Origin of the sequence: Sphingobacterium arenae, assembly GCF_014692505.1 — a bacterium.
GTDB classification, from domain to species: Bacteria; Bacteroidota; Bacteroidia; order Sphingobacteriales; family Sphingobacteriaceae; genus Sphingobacterium; species Sphingobacterium arenae.
Genome location: NZ_JACNYK010000002.1, coordinates 726,889 through 746,081 on the forward strand (window position 1 = coordinate 726,889; position 19,193 = coordinate 746,081).

Below are 19,193 nucleotides of genomic sequence, written 5' to 3' on the forward strand. Positions count from 1 at the left end.
CTTGTTCATAACACTATTTTTTTAGTTTGTCCAAACAGCAAGTTCGTAACCGTCTAAATCGGTAAATTGAAAACGTCTTCCTCCGGGGAAACTGAATATATCCTTGGTGATTTTTCCTCCTGCTTTTACTACTTTATTTTTTGTAGCCTCAATATCTTCCGTAAAAAGCACGACTAAAATGCTACCCTTAACAGGTACTCCGTTGGTAAAACCGCCATCCACATAATCGCCGGTAAAAGAGGTGTACGCTACTCCGTAATCGGTAAACTTCCAACCAAAACATGTGGTATAAAAGTTTTTGGCTTGAACAATATCCTTTGAGAGAAATTCAATGTATTGTATTTGCTCGTGTTTTAGTTTTTGCGAATTAATTTTAGTCATAATATCCTATTCTTTATTTGCAAAAATAAATGATTATTATAACTGGACTTTGGAAAAAAACGACAAAATTAAAATTTTGAGGGACTAACGCCTGTATATCTTTTTATTTCATTGCTTAAATGGGCATGGTCATAATAGCCACATTCGTAGGCAATATCCAATAAACTTTGCTGGTTTCGATTGTACTTTAGTTTAGAAAGAGTGGCTTTGAACCTAACAATATTGGCAAATTCTTTTGGGCTAATTCCAATGTACTTTTTGAAGTTTCGTTCTAATTGCCTTGTTGTTGTATTATTCTGTTTTACCAATATGTCCATACTAATTAGACCATTGGTTATTTCAATGTCTCTAACTACGTTGAATAGATTATTTTTCTCTTTTGTCAACCCTTTTAAGAAAAATTCATCAAGATAAGAGAAAGAGTGCTGTTCTATCTTATGAAAGTCGGGTGACAGAGACTGTTCAAATTCAATAGTTTTATCTTTAATTTCATTTAATGGTTCAAAGCTGTAAAACGAGGAAAAGGCTGACGGTTTAAAACGAACTCCTATAAGTTTATTCGATGGATAGATAACGCTTTCTTTAAAAGTAGTCATTGTTCCCACGAGATAGGTTTTCTCGGGGTACATGGTTAAAGCTCCGTTGGATGTTTCGTACTTTTCTCCTAAATTAAATATCAAGTCAACACAATTATCCGGCAATATTATATCTTTGACACATTGTTTCTCCACCCCTTCACTAATCCAATAGGCATCGATGTAATCCGCTAAACTTGGATGTGGTTTAATCTCTTTATAAATCATAATTCTATTTTAAAAGACCAACCTATATTAACATTCGCTTTTGCTTCAAACCGTTAGTTTGTCAATCCTCTTTCCCTTAAAGTTGGGCAACATTTTCTACCAAATTTAGAAAAATTAATTATCATCTTATGGGTATTGCTGTATCAAATGCTGTAAATCGGGGTCATTCTTAATGCGTTCCATTTCGCTTTGTTTTTGGTGCTGCTCGTCACGTCTGTAGAGAACCACATCGATCCACTTGACACTCAATGGAAGTTTATACTCGACCAGATGCCTTGTTCGCTCAGGTTCTGGTGTTGTATAAGAAAGGTCATTCAATTTCAACAGATAAACTTGGAAGAGAACATCTACAACCTTGGATTTGGAGACTTCTGTCCAGAGTATATTTAAAAAATAATAACGAACTTTGTATCAGTAGGTTTAAGGCTATGAGTACCAACAGAGATAAAAAGAACAAGAAAAAAGATGAGTTGACGGCTCAAGAACGTCAAAGTATCTATAACAACTCCTACTTCTTTAAAAAGAAGAACGAAGAGGCAATTGACTTCCTGAAAAAACATCCGATACCTAAGGAATATCTTCAACGCTAAGAGGCTCCCTTCCTATCCTCAGTTTTAAGAAAGAAACGGACTACTCAATTCTGACGCAATTCTTGCGCAGATATACTGTCGAACTAATATTAACCGTCCGGAACTGGATGGATTTATCAATATCGGGGCTTAAGGTTGACTGATTCCGGCTAAGACTTGTTTAACCTTTTTTTCATATAGGCTTTAATTGCGCCTGTTGACCAAAGCGCCAACAGAATTAAAATCGGTTGAAAGAACAACCGCATAAGTCTTTTTTGGTCGGTATCGAGACCAAAAGCATCAATTTGATTGGTGTACTGTGAGATGTTGCCAGGAAAGACAAGCACGTAGAATATGGCTAATATGATGCCTATTCTAACTTTATACCTACTTAGGAATATCATTGCCAATCCAAGAGCAATTTCAACAATTCCAGAGGACACAACCACAAAATCCATAAAAACTGGCGTGCTTGGCAACCACCTAGGTACCTGAGCCAAAAACTCTTCCCGCATAACAGTTAAGTGGCTTATACCCGCAAATAACATGAAGCCGCCCAAGAAGATCCTGCATAGATTTTGTAGTGCAGATGTTTTTATCGTGGCCATAATAGTGCTTTCAATTTAGAACTTCTTTATCGACCGAAAAGTTTTATCAATTTGTCGTCGTCCGCCAAATTGGGATCCAGCTATAGCTTTTTCGCCAATTCCCACTGTTTGGCAATGGTTTCTTTCGCTAAAGGAAGTTCCGTTTCCAAATCCGTAAACCGGCATTCCAATGCGATCATTCCTTTGTAACCAATTTGCTGAAACGCACGGAAATAAGGCACAAAGTTATCTCCTTTGACCCCTGGAGCGGAACGTGTTTCTTTCTCACCTATATCGCAATGGTAAATATATTTTCCTCCATCGATAATATGGTCTGCTGGCTCATTTTCACGCATCATATGGTAGGTATCTACCGTTACACGGAAATTCGGATGATCAACTTTTTTGGCAATCAAAATGGCCTCTTGCAAAGTATTGATGAAATTGCATTCTTCTTTATTCTGGCTTTCCAGCGAGAGTACGATATCATATTGCGCAGCAAGAACGGCCAGTTTTCTGGAAATGTCTACAAATTGCTTGCGAGCGACATTTTTATCAAACCCATCCGGGATCATGCGGGATGCGCCACTACCAAAAACGATTAGCCGAATATTTAATTTTTCTGCTCGCTCAAAAACTCTGGTGGCATACGCTATGATTTTTTGCTCATTAACGTCGGGCCCGGTGGTCTTGATGGAACCGGGGATAAAAACATTACAAACGAACATATCCAGCGGAAAATCAATATTATTGCTATGCCCATCATATAGGCTATCCGGTTTCTGCGGTTGCAATATTTCGGCAACAGTCGGTTGAATAAAAGTATATCCATGTTTATGGACCAAAGGAACTTTATCCATTGTCGCACAAACGCCTAAAAGTGGAACGTCTGTTTTTTGGCCAAAAACTAAATTTGGACTGATGACAATAAGTAACAAAAAAAGATAGATCAGCTTTTTCACTGCTTCGATGTTAAGGTTTATAAGTAAGATGTGTCTTGATAACACTATTTAAAAAGTGAATATAGTATTTTTTATTGAATCTTCATGAGACTTTTGGTAGTCGGTGGTTTACAATGCCGAAAGTGCCGATAGATGGATAAGGTATATGATCAAATTTTTCCTATATTAGTTACTTAACAACTATAACCATGAAAAAACTTATTCTACTTTTAATTGTGTTTACTTCGACACATTCATTTGCCCAAAGAGCGAAAAATGTGTTCTCAAGGAAATCCACGCCTGTTACAATCAATAAAAATAGAGATACTTCTTTACGCGTGATCATAGTTGACAAAGAGAAACAGGTACGGCAGCCCGCCTATTTTGTTAATGATAGATTTGTAAAGAACCATGGCTTTATCAAACCTGAACGAATAGAAAACATACATATAATCAAAAGAGATACCGTAATCGAAACGCAAACATATGCAGGTCAGATCCATATAAAGACGAAAGCAAACTATACTCCTCAATTTATTTCTTTAGCAGAACTAAAAGATAAATATACAAGCTTTAAAGACATGCCTGTAGTATTCATGCTGGACGCTGATGTGATCAATTCTGATGAAGAAAATTTTTTTGTAGATGAAAATAACCTGTTAACGATAATCGTTGACAAACTGAAAACCAATAAAGATAATGCCGAGATAGGATTAATAAAATTATTGACAAAATCCAAAGAGAACATTGATAAAAGAAATAACATTATGATCCGTGGCGACGGAATAGTAGCGAAATAAAATGTTGCTTATTTTAACTGAACGTCAATCATCTCTTTTACTACGTCATTTCCGGGAAACTCTGAAAATTTATTGACGAGCAAACCTTCTTTATTATATAACAGATAGGACGGGATATACTGAAACTCAAAATAATCCATCATGTACCCCCATTGAGCGTCTGTCAGATAGTAGTGTTCGTCTCCTATTCCTTTTATTTTTTCTTCCCATAGCTTTTGCGGCGAAGAACCGTTTGTGAGGTACACAAATACAACATCCTTATCTCGAAAATCGCCTTTTGTACCCCTGAACTGTTTGATTGCTTCCAGACACGGAGCACACCATGTTGCCCAAAGGTCAATAAACACAACCTTGTCCTTATACTTGGAAACAATAGTTTCCATTACTTTGTCTTCCGGAACACTTGAGATATCATTGACGACAAGGGGTGATTTTACTTTATCCAGCTCAATAATCTGTTGGTTTTTGCGAAACAGTATTTTTGCGATTTCTCCATTTTTCCAATATTGTTCAATATGCTCTTTCTGCTTATCGGTAAGCGGCTTTATCTCTTCATTGAGCTGATGGGCATAAGCATTGGCTGCTAAAATATCATAATATGGCCCTTCATCGAATCCGACCAGATCAGCCAAAATAGCTTTTACGGTTGCCAACCAGGAGGAAATGTCGCTCTCTCCGATCGTAGGGAGTCCTAATACTTCATTTTGAAGAATTAAGTTCTGAAATTCAGGAAATGTGAACGTGTGGAGATATTGCGGATCGTTAAGTTTGAAATCTTTCAAAAAACGGAAATACGATCGGTCAATACTTTGGATCTCGGGCATACCAACTCTATCCTGAGTAGCATTACGATAATTACGTTTCATCTCTGCTTCGTAATCGAAGACATGTCCCGTATACAGGAATAAACGATAATCTTTTGCTATAATACCTTTAAACTCCTTCGAGAATATTTTATCATTATCCACGAATAGTGCCAATCTTTCAGATACCGTACTTCTGACTTTATCCAAGAACTCATCTGTAGTTTTATCATAGAGCCGTGGATATACCCAGCCTGGTGGCTTATTTGGTCTGTAATTAATCATTTTGTTTAACACCTCCATGCTTTGCCTCATATCATATTTGTTCATGGCAGGCGTAACATCTACGTTTTTGATATTAAAATCTGAATCATAGGTGATATCAATGTGAGTAGAATCATTTGTCGTTGGTGTGATTATAAGAGTTTTATAGGGGCTTACACTCGTGTACAATCCTAGTGAAGAAGTCTCGGTCTCCACATCAAAGTCCAGTGAGAATTTGCCCGATTGGTCAGCGACAACTTTATGCCTAACATTTTCTCCTGAAATCGGATGTAGAACAGTAATCGTTACATTAATGTTATCCTTATTGTGACCATCAGGGGTGATGATTCTTCCTGTTATTTTGGAAGCACCGGCGACTATAGTTGTTGTGTCTGTATTTATATCTGTTGTCATGTTACATGACAAAAAGAACAAAAGACTACATACGAAAAGAAGTTTTATTTTAATCATTGTTAGCTTAATTTAAACCCCGACAAAATCTCCGTGGTATCGAGTCCACGCTTGTCTGCTAGTAAGAGCGCATACATCAGCACGTCCGCCAGTTCTTCTTTCAGCTTTTCGGGATGGGCTTCTTCGTTTACTTTCCAGAGGTACAGTTCCCGTAACTCACACGCTTCTATACGGAGGTCTTTGGAATTGTGGAACGGCTGTCAGTCACGGGCATCGCGAAAGTATGCTTCTAAAACGGCTTGATGCTAAATTTACGAATTTTGTGGGAGTATGGAGGGTAAAAATTCACAGTATGAAAAAGATAATGATGTCGACAGGTGTATCGTATCCATTAATTTCCTCATCATTTAAAAGTGTATAACAAGCAATTTAATAAATAAAAGATGGATACTGCTATTTCTCCTCAAAGCTTTTTAACTCCTTATTGACCTCTTCCAGCAGCTGTTCTTCAGTTGGCAAATATAGTTTATATTGACTGGCAATAATTTGTCTTTGTCCTTCCGCCAATGTAAATTTCACCATCGCATCGTTTTTATTTGCACATAATAAGATACCTACAGTTGGGTTCTCTCTGGGTAGCTTCTCAATGCGATCGTAATAATTAACGTACATCTGCAATTGCCCAATATCTTGATGTGTCAGCTTATGAGTTTTAATCTCGACGATTACAAAAGATTGTAGCAATCGGTTATACAGAACCAAATCAATAAAAAAATCATCGCCCTCGATATGGATTCTTTTCTGTCGTGCCACAAAGGAAAAACCATTCCCTAACTCCAATAAGAATTCTTGAAGGTGCGTTATTATAGCATTCTCCAAATCCTTTTCATAGTATGCAGTTTCTCTTTTTAATCCTAAAAACTCCAAATACACCGGATCTTTGATAATCTCTTTAGCATCAGACGGAAGCTTCTCATTTTTAGCTACTGATAGAACATCTTCTTTATCATTGCTTACTAACAGGCGCTCGTATAGGTTACTGTAAATCTGCCTTTCCAATTGGCGAACCGTCCAGTTGTTTTTGATAGCTTCTGCACTATAAAAATCTCGTTTACTCTTACTATCAACACTACATAGCAGTTTATATTGACTCCAACTTAATTGTGCATACAGTGTATGCACAATTGGAAAAGTACGATAAAATTGGCGGTAAAGGTTAATTTGGCGAACGGAAAAACCACTTCCAAATTCAGGTTGCAATTGTTCTGAAAGATATTTGATAAGAAATTTCCCGTAATCGGCCCTCTCTTTCCCCTCTTGTTCTTCTTCAAAAATACGCTTCCCAATGTGCCAATACATTAATGTTCGTTGATGATCAACGGCGCGGATGGCCTTATCCTTTGACTGGACTATGATATTCTTGATATCTGTAATAATAGATTGGTTTATAATCATGTTAATCGGCTTTACTGTGTAAATCTATTTTATAATCACTTTAAAGTTATAAAACAGAAACCAATAAAACTAATATTTTTAGCAAAAAAAACGAGTTTTGCGGGAGTATCGGGGTCGGAAGAGTACTGGGGATTTACCTGGCGGCAATCGGTACAACTTATTTTGATGGACATTAATAAATTTGGAGAAAGCAGATTTATGGGTGAAAAATATTGCCCTATCTTTGGATTTTAATCCAAAGTATGACGGAAGAATTAAGACATATACAAGATTTCATGTTCCGTGTCCTCCACTTGTAGATAATTTGTATATACATTTAAAAAAGTTATAGATGATTTGCTAGCTAGAATAGAACGTAAATTATGAAGATTCTTCCGATTTTTGTTTAAGATAAAATTAAAAAATCATGAATCATCTTCGTATTTATCACCCCACCCACGTTTAAACAAATAATAAATGCGTTATCTTTTAATTATACTATTCCATTGTTTAATATCTAATATTTTGGGACAAACTAATCCCGAAAATCAAAAATTTGTAATCAAGAGAGATCGTATTATTGACTACGAACAGATTTTTACGGATAAAGAGACACAAAAATTAGATAGTATTATAAATATTTATTGGGAAAATGAAATAGCAGATATAGCCATTGTCACTATTGATGAGCGTCATACAGACAAAGAACATTTTGACCAATATGTATTCAACAATTTGACAGGATATGCGCAAGGAGAATATGGAAAAAATAATGGAATAGTAATCGCCATATCCAAACAACTCCGCCAAATGCGTATCCAAAATGGTTACGGTATAGAGAAACTCATGAGCGATGAAGCCACAAAAAAGATCATTGAGGAATATTTTATTCCCAAATTTAAGAACGGCAACTATTTTGAAGGCACATGGAACGGTCTAAATGCAATCATCAGTCATGTAGAAAAGGAAATACAACAATATAACTATACGGATGCATCGTCTATCTTCCTGCCTTCGCTGTTTCAAAAGATCAGGGAGTTTGTACTGGAAAACGGAACGCCACAGACTTTCCGCAATCTTGATAGTGATAATCCTTCATACAATTTCACATCACTTGATGTATTCCTGGGGCCAGCAAGGAAAAATTCCTTTGTTTTGAAAGATTTTTTGGAGACCGATTACTATGAAATGACCATCCGAGACAGGGATGACACACAGTATCGGTTTGTCTGTTTTGATGAGCATTTACCTGAGCAGACATTTATAAAAAAGAACATGCAAGTCCATCGGGTGTATTGGCTTGAACCTGGAGATAAGTTGATTTCTCAGGATGTATGGCCTTTGCTGGCTCAGATAGAAGACGAAATGGTTCAGAATTCTGTAGCTGCTGATCCAAAAATGTTTACCCACTACAAATGGGAATTAAAGCAGGAATTCCATCCAATGGAACGTATATTTATGGACCTTGATCAAAATGAAACCATGGCGTTCGTTGAAAACGACTTTTTTGTCAATGGAGAAAGGAAAGGCTCTTTTGAGATTGACAAAAATAAAAGATTGTTATCGCTTAAAATGGACGAAAATAAACGCCCATCATTCGCAATTTTTAAAATGGAAGATAGTTATTATTATCGTTACCATTTCAATAAAACCGAACGGAAACTCTATTTGGTTCCATTGGATGAAAAAGAAGGTCATGATCTTATTTCAGTAGAGGGATGCACCCTTGTATTTGAAAGCTATAGACGATAAGATAGATATATATATGACAGAAAAAAGTAAGATGTCTACAAAAAAAATAATGGGAATCATTGCACTAATCGTAATCGGCGGGATCGGTCTTTTGGTTTTTATGATTTTCGCAACCGTAAAGACTAAATCAACAAGCATCAATAGGTACGAGCCTTTCAAGGAATGGATCGGAAAAACTGTGACCCTTAACAAGGAAGTGGTTCTGTTTAAGGATAAGGTAGAAATGAATCATAACAGCGACTATCCTTATAGGGTACTGGATCACCACCATCCGCAATGGCAGTATATAGACGAGAAAAAGCGTATTGGAGATTTGGAAGAGATCACCACGTTTCCGGCAGGAACGACATGGAAGTTTGAAAAAGCCATTCAATACACCAATGGTGTATCGGGCTTCTCTTATCCTATCATGTTCGGAACTATAGCTATTGATGGAAAAGAATATAAGACGGGTTATCAATGGGGAGAAATGGATGTGGGGAAAAAGTTTGACAAAGTAGAAAAGTGTTGGCAATTTCACCAGGCTCCATGGCAAGAAGAAAAGGATACGGCTTATTATGCCCTGCCAACGGCTTCACTTTGGTAATACCCAAAAAGCAGAAAATAATTTCAGCACATTTTAATCATATTATTCTCATGGATCCCATAAGTATATACTTTTTTGCACTAGCTTCTATTATCGGCTTAGAAAGCACGAGTATAGTGAGCCAAAAAGCAACTATCACGATCAACCCTGTGGAAAGAACCTTTGAAATTCAACAAGAAGACCTTTTTGCAATCATAGTGACCGAAGCTGACAGTATTGTCGTGGTGCACGAAATACAGCAGATAGCAGAATTCAACAAGAATAAAGCGAAGAGAACCGATAATGGTTTGACTGTTGATACAATCGTGTTCAGCAGCCGTAACCAGCAGTTGAATGCTGCTTTAAAAGGTCGGTACACCGACCCCGGCGTATGGGCAAAGGCAGGAATTCATCTTGACAGTACTTCAACGTATAGCTTTAGTCTGATGAATTTCCCGGACTGGAACATGCAGTCATCTGATGCTGTTTTAAACGAGAACTATTGGAGTTGGCCGACAGACAAAACGGTGACGATCATACTGGAACCTTACAAAAATATCCCCGAAGAGTATCGGCAGCATCGGCAGAGTCTATTACCATCCTGGCAACAGGGGCTGGATAGCCGATCGAAATAAGAAACAAATTTGTTTCTCAATTCACTATCCGAAATTTCAGAATGTTGTATCATCGCCCAAACCAAAATGGTGGTGTTCGATTACTACGGTTTTTCTGTAAGCGTTTGGATTATTGGGTTTGGCATATCCCATTCCGTTTGTACCGCCTGTGATAAGAGCGAATTTGTCTTTAAATCTTTGCATTTTTTTTTGTTTAAAAATCTATTGCAAAGATTGGTATGTATATTAAGATAGAAAATCCGAAACTTGCTGTTTTTCTCTGATCCGCCATGGCGAAACTGGGATTCTAAATTGAAACCTTTTGGCTTGCGGAAAATTAGGTCTATAATCAATTTCCGATTTTTCTTTTCTAATGTATTTTGGTTATATTATCTTTGAAGCTTGTCACCTTTTACGGAACTAGTTATGCTAAAAATCCTCAAAAATTTTACTGATTCACCCACAAGCGGAGGGATAATCCTGTTTATATGCGTGCTTATTTCTCTGGCGATCGCCAACTCTCCGCTCGGTGACGCGTTTGAAAATATATTGAATACACCGCTGGGGTTTGAAACAGCTTCGGTACATTTAAGATATACGACCGCACTCTGGATAAATGATGGCCTGATGGCTATCTTCTTTCTTTTGGTCGGACTAGAGATAAAGAGAGAGCTGGTGAGTGGAGAGCTATCTACGCCTCGACAGGCGCTCCTACCAATATTGTGTGCTTTTGGCGGCGCCATCGTACCAGCTGGTATATACTTTGCCGTCAATCAGGGAACGGAAACTGTCAGTGGCTGGGGAATCCCTATGGCAACGGATATCGCATTTGCCTTGGCGGTGATTGCCATGCTAGGCAAACGTGTCCCTGCCTCTCTAAAAATATTTTTGGCAGCGCTGGCTATCGTGGACGATCTTATCGCCATCTTGGTCATCGCCATTTTCTATTCGGCCGAACTACACACAATATACTTAGGTTACGCTGTGGCTATATTGGTACTCCTCTTCATTTTTAACAGATTAGGTGTCCGGTCCTTGGCCTTTTACCTCATCCCCGGTCTCTTTATCTGGTACTTTGTCCATCATTCGGGTATCCATGCTACCATCGCGGGGGTATTGACAGCCATGACCATTCCACTGGCGACCAAAGGCGGGCAAGAACCGCCTTTACTTAAACTCGAACATACCCTTACTACGCCGGTGAACTTCCTGATCGTTCCCCTATTTGCTTTGGCCAATACGGCCATCCGTTTCGAGGAAGGTATGTTGGAAGGACTGATCTCACCTTTGGGAATCGGGATCATCGTTGGGCTTATGCTGGGTAAGCCTGTTGGCGTATATTTGATGACTAAACTGGCAATCCTGTTGCGTATCGGATCTATGCCTCAGGGGGCATCTTGGCCCCAAATTATCGGAGTAGGTCTTTTGGCTGGTATAGGTTTTACGATGTCCATATTTATTGCACTATTGTCTTTTTCGGACAATCTCCTCATCGCCGAGGCAAAATTCTCTATATTGATCGCGTCACTCTTCTCGGGATTGGCGGGATATATCTTGTTAAGCCGGGTTGCAACACCACCGAACGATAACGAAAAAGACGTAGGATGAAAAAAATAGCGTTGCACTGGCAAATATTGATCGGTATTATAGGAGGTATTCTTTTAGGGTTGTTGTGTATCCAGTTTGCCGGTGGAAAAGAGTTTATCATTGACTGGATCAAACCCTTCGGAACGATTTTCATCAACCTGCTAAAACTGATCGCTATTCCACTGATTATCGTATCGCTGATCAAGGGTGTTTCCGACCTGAAAGATACTACCCAACTTTCCGGACTCGGACTGCGGACCTTTGGTATGTATATACTGACAACCGTTATCGCGGTTACCATAGGCCTTGGTCTGGTCAACCTTATCCGGCCGGGCAGTTTTATCTCCGAGGAGACCAGACAGGAAATGTTGCTGTCTTTCGGAGGCGAAGTTCGGGAGAAGGTGGATAAGGCCGCAGAAGTGCAAGACACCAGAGGGCCTTTACAGCCACTTATCGACATTGTGCCAGAAAATATTTTTGATTCGATGTCGGTAAACAGTAATATGCTACAGATTATCTTTTTTAGCTTGTTGGTAGGTATCGCTATGATATCCCTGCCTTTTGGACAGGTAAAGGCATTCAAAAAGGTACTGGATGCGGGAAATGCGATTGTACTGAAGATCGTCGACCTGATGATGCTCTTTGCGCCTTATGGCGTTTTTGCCCTTATTGCAGCTCTCATTGCAGAAGCACCTTCCTTTGATGTATTCAAAGCCTTGGGCATGTACGCTTTTACTGTGCTACTGGGACTATTAATAATCGTGTATGGTGTCTATTCAATTTTCATATATTGCTTTGGCAGAATGAACCCGTTCCGGTTTTTCAAAGCTATCCTCCCTGCGCAACTTCTGGGGTTTTCAACCAGTTCGAGCGCCGCTACTTTGCCTGTCACGATGGAATGTGCGGAAGAAAACCTGCATATAAGGAAGGATGTTCTAAGCTTTGTGCTACCAATAGGTGCCACGATCAATATGGACGGAACCTGTTTGTACCAAGGTGTCGCAGCGGTCTTTATTGCCCAAGTGATGGGACACGACTTGTCCACCGCCGAACAGCTCAGCATAATCGTGACGGCTACTCTTGCTTCGATCGGTGCAGCAGCCGTACCAGGAGCCGGTATCCTGATGCTGGTTATCGTATTGGAATCCATCGGTATCAATCCGGCGGGCATAGCCCTGATATTTGCGGTAGACAGACCATTGGATATGCTCCGCACTGCTACCAATATCTCCGGTGATTCCATGGTGGCTTTATTGATGGACAGACAGATCGAATAAAGGGAGACGAGTCACTATTCTGTATCTTCGGAAGTCAACAGGACGGGTGTCTGAGGGTTGAGGACAATTGCTCTTGCCAAACTTTTGTGCAGCAATTTTTTGAAAAAACCACGGGCATCGATAAGAGTAATCACGGTCATATCGGCTTTCAGCTTGTCTAAAATTTCATTAACTGCCTCCACATTTTCCGGGACATGTGCCATTTTCGTAGACAGGCTCTTCAACGGACTTTGCTTTTCCAACACTTCTTTCCATTGCTCGAGCTTCCGAAGGTCTTCCGCTGTGGGCACGTCTTTTCCTTCGTGGATATGCACTAAGGTGCAGGAAGGATGTATATCGCCGAACAGCGTATTAAAATTTGTGAGGCTCTTGACATCGCCCTGCTGGTAGTCTGTGAAAAAGACAACATTTTTCAGCTTAAAGGAGTTTGTATGTTCCGGAACGATCAACAAGGGACGGGATACGTCCTTGGCCACATCGTAGGTATTATTGCCAAGCAGATCTTTTCGGGTACCCGATGCCCCATACACACCCATAACGACCAAACGGACATCGTCTTCCCTTATATACTGGTTAATCGCATCCAAAAGATTGTTTTTGGCGGTGCCTGAGGTCAACTGTACATCAGCATGTTTTCCCAGCTTTTCGATAAACTCAGCCAGTCCCTTTTCAGCTCCTATCTTCGCTCGCTGCTCGTCTGTCTCATTGGCCAAAGGACTCTGAAACGCAGAGGTAAACGATGTATAAGCATGGAAAAGATGGACTCGTGCCTTCATCTTTCGCGCTAGCTCTATGCCATAACATGCAGCTATCAGGGAATTGTTCGAAAAGTCTGTGGGTACCAAAATGGTTTGATTCATATCTGATTCTTTTTTATTTCTGGCCGGCATACTACTATCGTACGGGCCCCTACTCTACCAAAAATACAAAGCCTTGGCCGCATTGGCAAGTGATTCCGGGAGTATTCGGTGATGTGTTATTTCTTTTGGTTCCAGAAATCCATATTGCGGAAACCATACTTCGAGTTATCGAATACCGGGTCTACGCCTTCCCGTCTCTGCCCGTCATAGTCTTTCAGTAACACCAACACCCTGTTGTGCAGGAAGATAATGGCAATCACGTTTAGCCATGCCATGATACCCACACCGATATCACCCAATGTCCAAGCAGATTCCGCAGTGGACACACAGCCCATATATACTGATGCTAGGATAAGTAAGCGCAACGCCCATATCAGTAGTTTATTCCTGCTTGCCCCTAAGACAAAGCTGACATTGGTCTCGGCAATATAATAATAGGCCATGATCGTTGTAAAGGCGAAAAAGAAAAGGGCAATCGCCACAAAGCTGTCGCCTATCATGGGAAAGTGCCTTGCTACTGCAAGCTGCGTATATTCTGGCCCCGCCTGTATTTTCTCTCCAATATTCTGTACAAGAAAGGCCCCCTCGGGATCAACAATGTTGTACTGACCGGTAAACAGAATCATGAATGCTGTTGCCGTACAGACAAACAGGGTATCCACATATACCGAAAACCCTTGTACAAGTCCTTGTTTGATGGGATGACTTACAGCTGCTGCCGAAGCGGCATGGGGAGCTGTCCCCTGTCCGGCTTCGTTGCTATAGATGCCCCGCTTTACACCCCAGGAAATAGCCATCCCCATAATGCCTCCAAAGGCCGATTCGGTATTAAAGGCCGCATTGAATATCATGGCAATGACCTCTGGTATCTGCCGAAAATTAAGTACCATGATCACAATGGCCATTAGGATATATGCTCCCGCCATAAAGGGTACAACATATTCGGCAACACGGCTTATACGTTTCACACCTCCAATGATGATAAAGGCAAGGAGCAGCACCAGTACAACGGCAATAACGTGATGCGAAATACCGAAAGAGGAATGGACGGCAAGCGCTATGCTGTTGCTCTGCACGCTCGGCAATAGGAAGCCTGTACTGACAATCGTGACAATGGCAAACGCCCAGGCAAAGACCTTGGTGTGTAAGCCTTTCAGGATGTAGAAGGCAGGGCCACCACGGTACTGCCCATCTTTCACTTCTTTGTACATCTGTCCGAGGGATGCCTCAATAATGGCCGATGAGCTACCGAGAAAGGCAATCGCCCACATCCAAAACACCGCTCCGGGGCCACCCATGCCAATTGCCGTGGCTACCCCAGCAATATTTCCCGTACCGACCCGTCCCGATATCGCCAAAGCAAAAGCTTGAAACGAAGATATCCCTCTTTTTGAATTACTGCCAGTGAACAAGAGTTGTACCATATGCCGAAGGTAACGCAGTTGTGGGAACCGAAAACGTAGGGTGAAATAGATACCTGCCAGTAAACAGAGATAAACGAGCGCATCGCTCCAAACAATATTATAAACCTGATTGATGAACTGCTGCATTCAATGGGGATTGTGGTTTCAATCGATCTAAGGTAGAAAAAATAGCCATTAAATTAAAACCATAGAAGATATCTATTTCTTCTTACACCTCTATTTGTTTTTTTTATATATGATGGATGTCATGCTCTCCGGTCATATCAACTATATTTTTTTTTATACCTTTACCGAGACCGCTAGCACATAATGTGATCTTTAGTTCCCCAATCTTACTTATATTCAGGTTCTTGGGGAATAGTTTTTTTGTTAACACACTAAAAATATGCCCATGAATATTTATGAGTTGATTTCTATTGGTCTATATGTACTGATCATGATAATGATAGGTATTTACGGATACCGAAAATCTACGAGTAACTCGGAGGAGTTTCTTATCGGAGGGCGTAAGATGGGGCCGTTTGTAACCGCCCTATCTGCTGGGGCATCGGACATGAGCGGGTGGCTCTTGATGGGACTTCCGGGAGCCATGTATATGATGGGGCTTTCGGGATCATGGCTCGCTATCGGGCTTACCATTGGAGCATTTTTGAACTACCTCATCGTGGCGCCACGCTTGCGGGTGTATACCGAAGTTGCAAAAAATGCCATAACACTGCCGGTATTCTTTGAAAACCGCTTCCGTGATAAGTCGCAGTTATTGAAGCTGGTCTCTTCTGTCTTTATTCTGGTATTTTTTACGCTATATACTTCTGCCGGAATGGTTTCGGGCGGAAGGTTGTTCGAATCGGCTTTTGGGATGGACTACAGTATCGGACTTTGGGTTACTTCACTGGTCGTGGTGTTTTATACATTCATTGGTGGCTTCATGGCTGTAAGTCTAACGGATGCCGTACAGGGAACCATTATGGTTATTGCTCTGCTTCTGATACCTACTGTCGTTGTTTTCCAATTGGGGGACATAAGAGAAACGGTTGACACCATTTATACCAAGGATCCTAAATATATGGATATGTTACGGGGAACTACCGTTGTATCTATTGTCTCTCTATTGGCCTGGGGGCTGGGATACTTCGGACAGCCACATATCCTCGTCCGTTTTATGGCAATCGACAGTGTAAAGGATATTAAAAAGGCCAGACGTGTGGGCATGACCTGGATGATAGGCACGGTGCTAGGGTCCCTGCTTCTTGGATTTTTTGGGATCGCCTATCTACAGCGGTTTGACACGCAGACCATGTTGCAGTTTGACGCTTCGCGGGAGCTGTCCGAAACTATATTCATATACCTATCCAAAACACTTTTTCATCCGCTTATCGGTGGCTTTTTGCTGTCCGCAATTCTAGCAGCAGTAATGAGCACGATCTCTTCTCAGCTTCTAGTGACATCAAGTTCGATGACGGAAGATATCTACAAAACATTTTTTAACAGACATGCGACCGACAAGAATATGCTTATCATGAGCCGGATATCGGTACTTGTAGTAGCGGTGGTAGCCTTCTTGTTGGCATTAGATCCACAGGAAAGTATCTTGGGTCTTGTCGGCAATGCTTGGGCCGGATTTGGAGCGGCCTTTGGCCCGCTTGTTATCCTTTCCTTGCTATGGAAGCGCACTACGGCTCTGGGTGCCCTGTCCGGTATGTTGGTGGGGGGAGCCACGGTATTGCTGTGGGTATACGTACCGCATGCCTATAAAGATGTCTATGAGATTATTCCCGGATTTTTATTGAGTTTCCTGACAACCATAATAGTCTCTTTGATGACCGGGCGTATCCCTGAGGTGGTGGAAGGGGAGTTCGAAGAAGTAAGGAAGATCGTAGGTCGCAGAGGGAGGGAATAACAGAAAATAGCCCTCGATGGCTGACGGGCATAATATCAATTTATATTATGTATAATTCAAATGCATATAAAAATGAATTGATTTAGGTTTGGGAATAAACGAAAAACAGTTAGCTTTACCCCGCATTTTTAAGATAGTGGTGAGAAAACGTTTCTATAATCCGGCCCAGTTGTTCATATCGAGCTTTTTGCTACTGATCTGTCTGGGGACATGCCTGTTGAAGCTGCCGTTTGCCCTCCAGACACCACTGTCTTGGATCGATGCACTTTTTACATCGACAAGTGCTGTATGTGTTACAGGGCTGATCGTGGTCGATACGGCAAGCCATTTTACGTTCTGGGGCCAGCTCATCATTATGCTACTCATTCAGGCCGGAGGGATAGGTATCCTGTCTTTCGCGGCATTGTTCACTTACTTCCTGAAAGGCGGCAGCACGTATGAAAATCAGCTGGCCGTAGGGACCTATTCGAATACCGAACGTATGTCTGAAGTATTTGTCTTACTCCGGCGTATGATATGGGTCACAGTAGGGATTGAGCTGGTGGGGGCATTGGGGATTTTCTGGAGCCTGGGCGAAGGTAACGGGCTCCCTTTGGGGAAGCGGATATTCTTTTCGCTTTTCCACTCCATATCTTCTTTTTGCAATGCGGGTTTTTCTACTATGTCCAACGGCTTGATGGAAAGTACCGTTATACATAACTATAGCCTACAGTTTGTCATCTCCTTGATCTATATCTTTGGCGGTTTGGGATTTCCCATCGTAGTAAACGTACTTCAATATATCAAGCACGTCTACCGAAGGATTGTCGGAAAATGGACATTAAGGGGTAGTTTCCACCGACCATGGGTGCTGAACATCAACAGCAAGATCAACCTTGTTACAACCGGGCTTATAACCCTCTTGGCAACATTGGTAATCTATATAAATGAATATGGTAACGTTCTTTCGCCCCATGACGGTATCGGAAAACTGGTCATCGCCTTTTCCACGGCTACAACACCAAGGACTGCCGGATTCAACAGTATAGATTTCGGCGCATTGCAGTTCTCAACGATCATCTTTGTTATGCTGCTGATGTGGATAGGTGCCTCTCCCAACTCTACGGGAGGAGGTATAAAAACGAGCACAATTGCCCTCGCCGTTATGAATGTACTGAGTCTTGCCAGGGGGAAAGACCGTACCGAGGTTCTCGGCAGAGAGATCGGCGCGGTATCCATAAAAAGAGCTTTTGCAACGATGTTTCTCTCTCTGTTTACTATCGGTGTGGCCATTTTTTCGATTTCGTTCTTCGAGCCTAATCGCCCGTTACTTGAAATCGCATTCGAGTGCTTTTCGGCCTACAGCACCGTAGGCCTATCCCTCGGCGTGACGGGCAGTTTTGCGACAGGAAGTAAGATCATACTGATTATCGTCATGTTTGTGGGACGGGTAACGATGCTGTCCGTACTCATTGCTTTTATTAAAAAAACAAAATATACACATTACAAGTATGCTCAGGAAGAGCTTACTATCTATTGATACATGTTATGAAATTTATAGTTGTAGGATTGGGGAATTTTGGTGCGTCACTTGCGGAAAAGCTGACCATGCAGGGCAATGAGGTTATTGGGGTGGATCAACGTATCGAAAAGATCAGCGCATTAAAGGAAAAGATTACCCATACCATATGCCTAGACGCGACCGACGAGGTAGCTTTTTCTACCCTGCCATTAAAAAATACGGATGTGGTCGTCGTAGCCATTGGTGAAGACGAAGGTGCGAATATCATGGTTTCTGCTCTATGTAGAGAGGTGCAAGTCAAGCGTCTCATCAGTAGGGCTGTAAATCGTCTACACGAGAAGGTACTGGGCGCACTGGGTATTTCGGAAATTGCCCATCCCGAGGAAGAATCTGCTGAACGCTGGTCCAAACGTCTCTGCATGACGGGGCTGGTAGATTCTTTCGAACTGAATAGTAATTATTCCATCGTAGAGGTAGTCGTGCCACAAAAATATGTGGGCAGATCTATACAGGAGATCGGCTTCCGGGAAAAGTATGAACTGTTAGTACTGACTATCCTAAAGAATACAGAACAACGTACATCCTTCGGAAAAAATATAGTGACGACTGTGCTGCACGGCGTACCCCGACCTGATACGATTTTAGAAGAGGGGGATATACTCGCTATATACGGTTATAATGACCATATCAAGGCTTTTCTGTGACCTAACAGTCGGTACA

At 41.2% G+C, this 19,193-nt stretch carries 21 protein-coding genes; 10 read left to right on the top strand and 11 right to left on the bottom strand.

The window, feature by feature from the left end:
* Positions 1–21: 21 nt before the first annotated feature.
* The 3 genes from H8B17_RS09240 to H8B17_RS09250 form a co-directional block, all read right to left on the bottom strand.
* Complete coding sequence (locus H8B17_RS09240) at positions 22–381, bottom strand: VOC family protein (protein WP_190308898.1); 360 nt, start codon at positions 379–381, stop codon at positions 22–24.
* A gap of 68 nt (positions 382–449) precedes the next feature.
* Positions 450–1,184, bottom strand: a complete 735-nt coding sequence (locus tag H8B17_RS09245) for a helix-turn-helix domain-containing protein (RefSeq protein WP_190308899.1) — start codon at positions 1,182–1,184, stop codon at positions 450–452.
* A gap of 126 nt (positions 1,185–1,310) precedes the next feature.
* Positions 1,311–1,508, bottom strand: coding sequence for a hypothetical protein (locus H8B17_RS09250; RefSeq protein WP_190308900.1), 198 nt, complete (start codon positions 1,506–1,508; stop codon positions 1,311–1,313).
* Positions 1,509–1,612: 104 nt separating this feature from the next.
* Here H8B17_RS09250 and H8B17_RS09255 point away from each other — a divergent pair, with 104 nt between their 5' ends.
* A complete protein-coding gene (locus H8B17_RS09255; protein ID WP_190308901.1) occupies positions 1,613–1,774 on the top strand; it encodes a hypothetical protein in 162 nt (53 codons plus the stop codon).
* Positions 1,775–1,923: 149 nt separating this feature from the next.
* On the opposite strand, the gene H8B17_RS09260 is transcribed toward H8B17_RS09255, so the two are convergent.
* Together H8B17_RS09260 and H8B17_RS09265 are read right to left on the bottom strand one after the other, a co-directional pair.
* Positions 1,924–2,361, bottom strand: coding sequence for a DoxX family protein (locus H8B17_RS09260; protein ID WP_223816456.1), 438 nt, complete (start codon positions 2,359–2,361; stop codon positions 1,924–1,926).
* An 80-nt stretch (positions 2,362–2,441) separates the two neighbouring features.
* Complete coding sequence (locus tag H8B17_RS09265) at positions 2,442–3,302, bottom strand: sugar phosphate isomerase/epimerase family protein (RefSeq protein ID WP_190308902.1); 861 nt, start codon at positions 3,300–3,302, stop codon at positions 2,442–2,444.
* A gap of 188 nt (positions 3,303–3,490) precedes the next feature.
* Here H8B17_RS09265 and H8B17_RS09270 point away from each other — a divergent pair, with 188 nt between their 5' ends.
* Entirely contained in the window at positions 3,491–4,081 is a 591-nt protein-coding gene (locus H8B17_RS09270; RefSeq protein ID WP_190308903.1) for a hypothetical protein, read from the top strand.
* An 8-nt stretch (positions 4,082–4,089) separates the two neighbouring features.
* Here the strand turns inward: H8B17_RS09270 and H8B17_RS09275 are convergent, their stop codons facing one another.
* The 3 genes from H8B17_RS09275 to H8B17_RS09285 form a co-directional block, all read right to left on the bottom strand.
* A complete protein-coding gene (locus H8B17_RS09275; protein ID WP_190308904.1) occupies positions 4,090–5,562 on the bottom strand; it encodes a TlpA family protein disulfide reductase in 1,473 nt (490 codons plus the stop codon).
* Between the two features lie 59 nt (positions 5,563–5,621).
* A complete protein-coding gene (locus H8B17_RS09280; protein WP_190309473.1) occupies positions 5,622–5,789 on the bottom strand; it encodes a MazG-like family protein in 168 nt (55 codons plus the stop codon).
* Between the two features lie 223 nt (positions 5,790–6,012).
* Complete coding sequence (locus H8B17_RS09285; RefSeq protein ID WP_190308905.1) at positions 6,013–7,014, bottom strand: PDDEXK nuclease domain-containing protein; 1,002 nt, start codon at positions 7,012–7,014, stop codon at positions 6,013–6,015.
* A gap of 504 nt (positions 7,015–7,518) precedes the next feature.
* On the opposite strand from H8B17_RS09285, the gene H8B17_RS09290 reads away from it, so the two are divergent.
* The 3 genes from H8B17_RS09290 to H8B17_RS09300 are packed head-to-tail and all read left to right on the top strand — an operon-like array spanning position 7,519 to position 9,945.
* Positions 7,519–8,745: a TPM domain-containing protein gene (locus H8B17_RS09290; protein ID WP_223816457.1), complete on the top strand. Its 1,227-nt coding sequence runs from the start codon at positions 7,519–7,521 to the stop codon at positions 8,743–8,745.
* 31 nt (positions 8,746–8,776) lie between these two features.
* Positions 8,777–9,331 (top strand): hypothetical protein, encoded by a 555-nt coding sequence (locus H8B17_RS09295; protein WP_190308907.1) that lies wholly within the window; start codon positions 8,777–8,779, stop codon positions 9,329–9,331.
* Positions 9,274–9,945, top strand: coding sequence for a hypothetical protein (locus H8B17_RS09300; RefSeq protein ID WP_190308908.1), 672 nt, complete (start codon positions 9,274–9,276; stop codon positions 9,943–9,945). Before H8B17_RS09295 ends, H8B17_RS09300 begins: the two co-directional genes overlap by 58 nt.
* Positions 9,946–9,981: 36 nt before the next feature.
* On the opposite strand, the gene H8B17_RS09305 is transcribed toward H8B17_RS09300, so the two are convergent.
* Positions 9,982–10,128: a hypothetical protein gene (locus H8B17_RS09305; protein WP_190309521.1), complete on the bottom strand. Its 147-nt coding sequence runs from the start codon at positions 10,126–10,128 to the stop codon at positions 9,982–9,984.
* A 222-nt stretch (positions 10,129–10,350) separates the two neighbouring features.
* On the opposite strand from H8B17_RS09305, the gene nhaA reads away from it, so the two are divergent.
* Both nhaA and H8B17_RS09315 read left to right on the top strand, forming a co-directional pair.
* Positions 10,351–11,532, top strand: coding sequence for a Na+/H+ antiporter NhaA (nhaA, locus tag H8B17_RS09310; RefSeq protein ID WP_190308909.1), 1,182 nt, complete (start codon positions 10,351–10,353; stop codon positions 11,530–11,532).
* On the top strand, positions 11,529–12,788 hold the full coding sequence (locus H8B17_RS09315) for a dicarboxylate/amino acid:cation symporter (RefSeq protein WP_190308910.1): 1,260 nt from the start codon (positions 11,529–11,531) through the stop codon (positions 12,786–12,788). The genes nhaA and H8B17_RS09315 overlap by 4 nt, the downstream gene beginning before the upstream one ends.
* A gap of 14 nt (positions 12,789–12,802) precedes the next feature.
* Here H8B17_RS09315 and H8B17_RS09320 read toward each other — a convergent pair whose 3' ends face one another.
* Entirely contained in the window at positions 12,803–13,648 is an 846-nt protein-coding gene (locus H8B17_RS09320; RefSeq protein ID WP_190308911.1) for a universal stress protein, read from the bottom strand.
* 116 nt (positions 13,649–13,764) lie between these two features.
* Positions 13,765–15,198 (bottom strand): alanine/glycine:cation symporter family protein, encoded by a 1,434-nt coding sequence (locus tag H8B17_RS09325; protein ID WP_190308912.1) that lies wholly within the window; start codon positions 15,196–15,198, stop codon positions 13,765–13,767.
* Positions 15,199–15,457: 259 nt separating this feature from the next.
* Here H8B17_RS09325 and putP point away from each other — a divergent pair, with 259 nt between their 5' ends.
* The 3 genes from putP (at position 15,458) to H8B17_RS09340 (ending at position 19,177) form a co-directional block, all read left to right on the top strand.
* Positions 15,458–16,972 (top strand): sodium/proline symporter PutP, encoded by a 1,515-nt coding sequence (gene putP, locus H8B17_RS09330; RefSeq protein WP_223816458.1) that lies wholly within the window; start codon positions 15,458–15,460, stop codon positions 16,970–16,972.
* A gap of 136 nt (positions 16,973–17,108) precedes the next feature.
* The gene (locus tag H8B17_RS09335; RefSeq protein WP_317171001.1) at positions 17,109–18,491 is read left to right on the top strand and encodes a TrkH family potassium uptake protein; all 1,383 of its coding nucleotides are present in this window, start codon (positions 17,109–17,111) and stop codon (positions 18,489–18,491) included.
* A gap of 8 nt (positions 18,492–18,499) precedes the next feature.
* Entirely contained in the window at positions 18,500–19,177 is a 678-nt protein-coding gene (locus H8B17_RS09340; protein ID WP_190308913.1) for a potassium channel family protein, read from the top strand.
* The last annotated feature ends 16 nt before the right edge of the window (positions 19,178–19,193 follow it).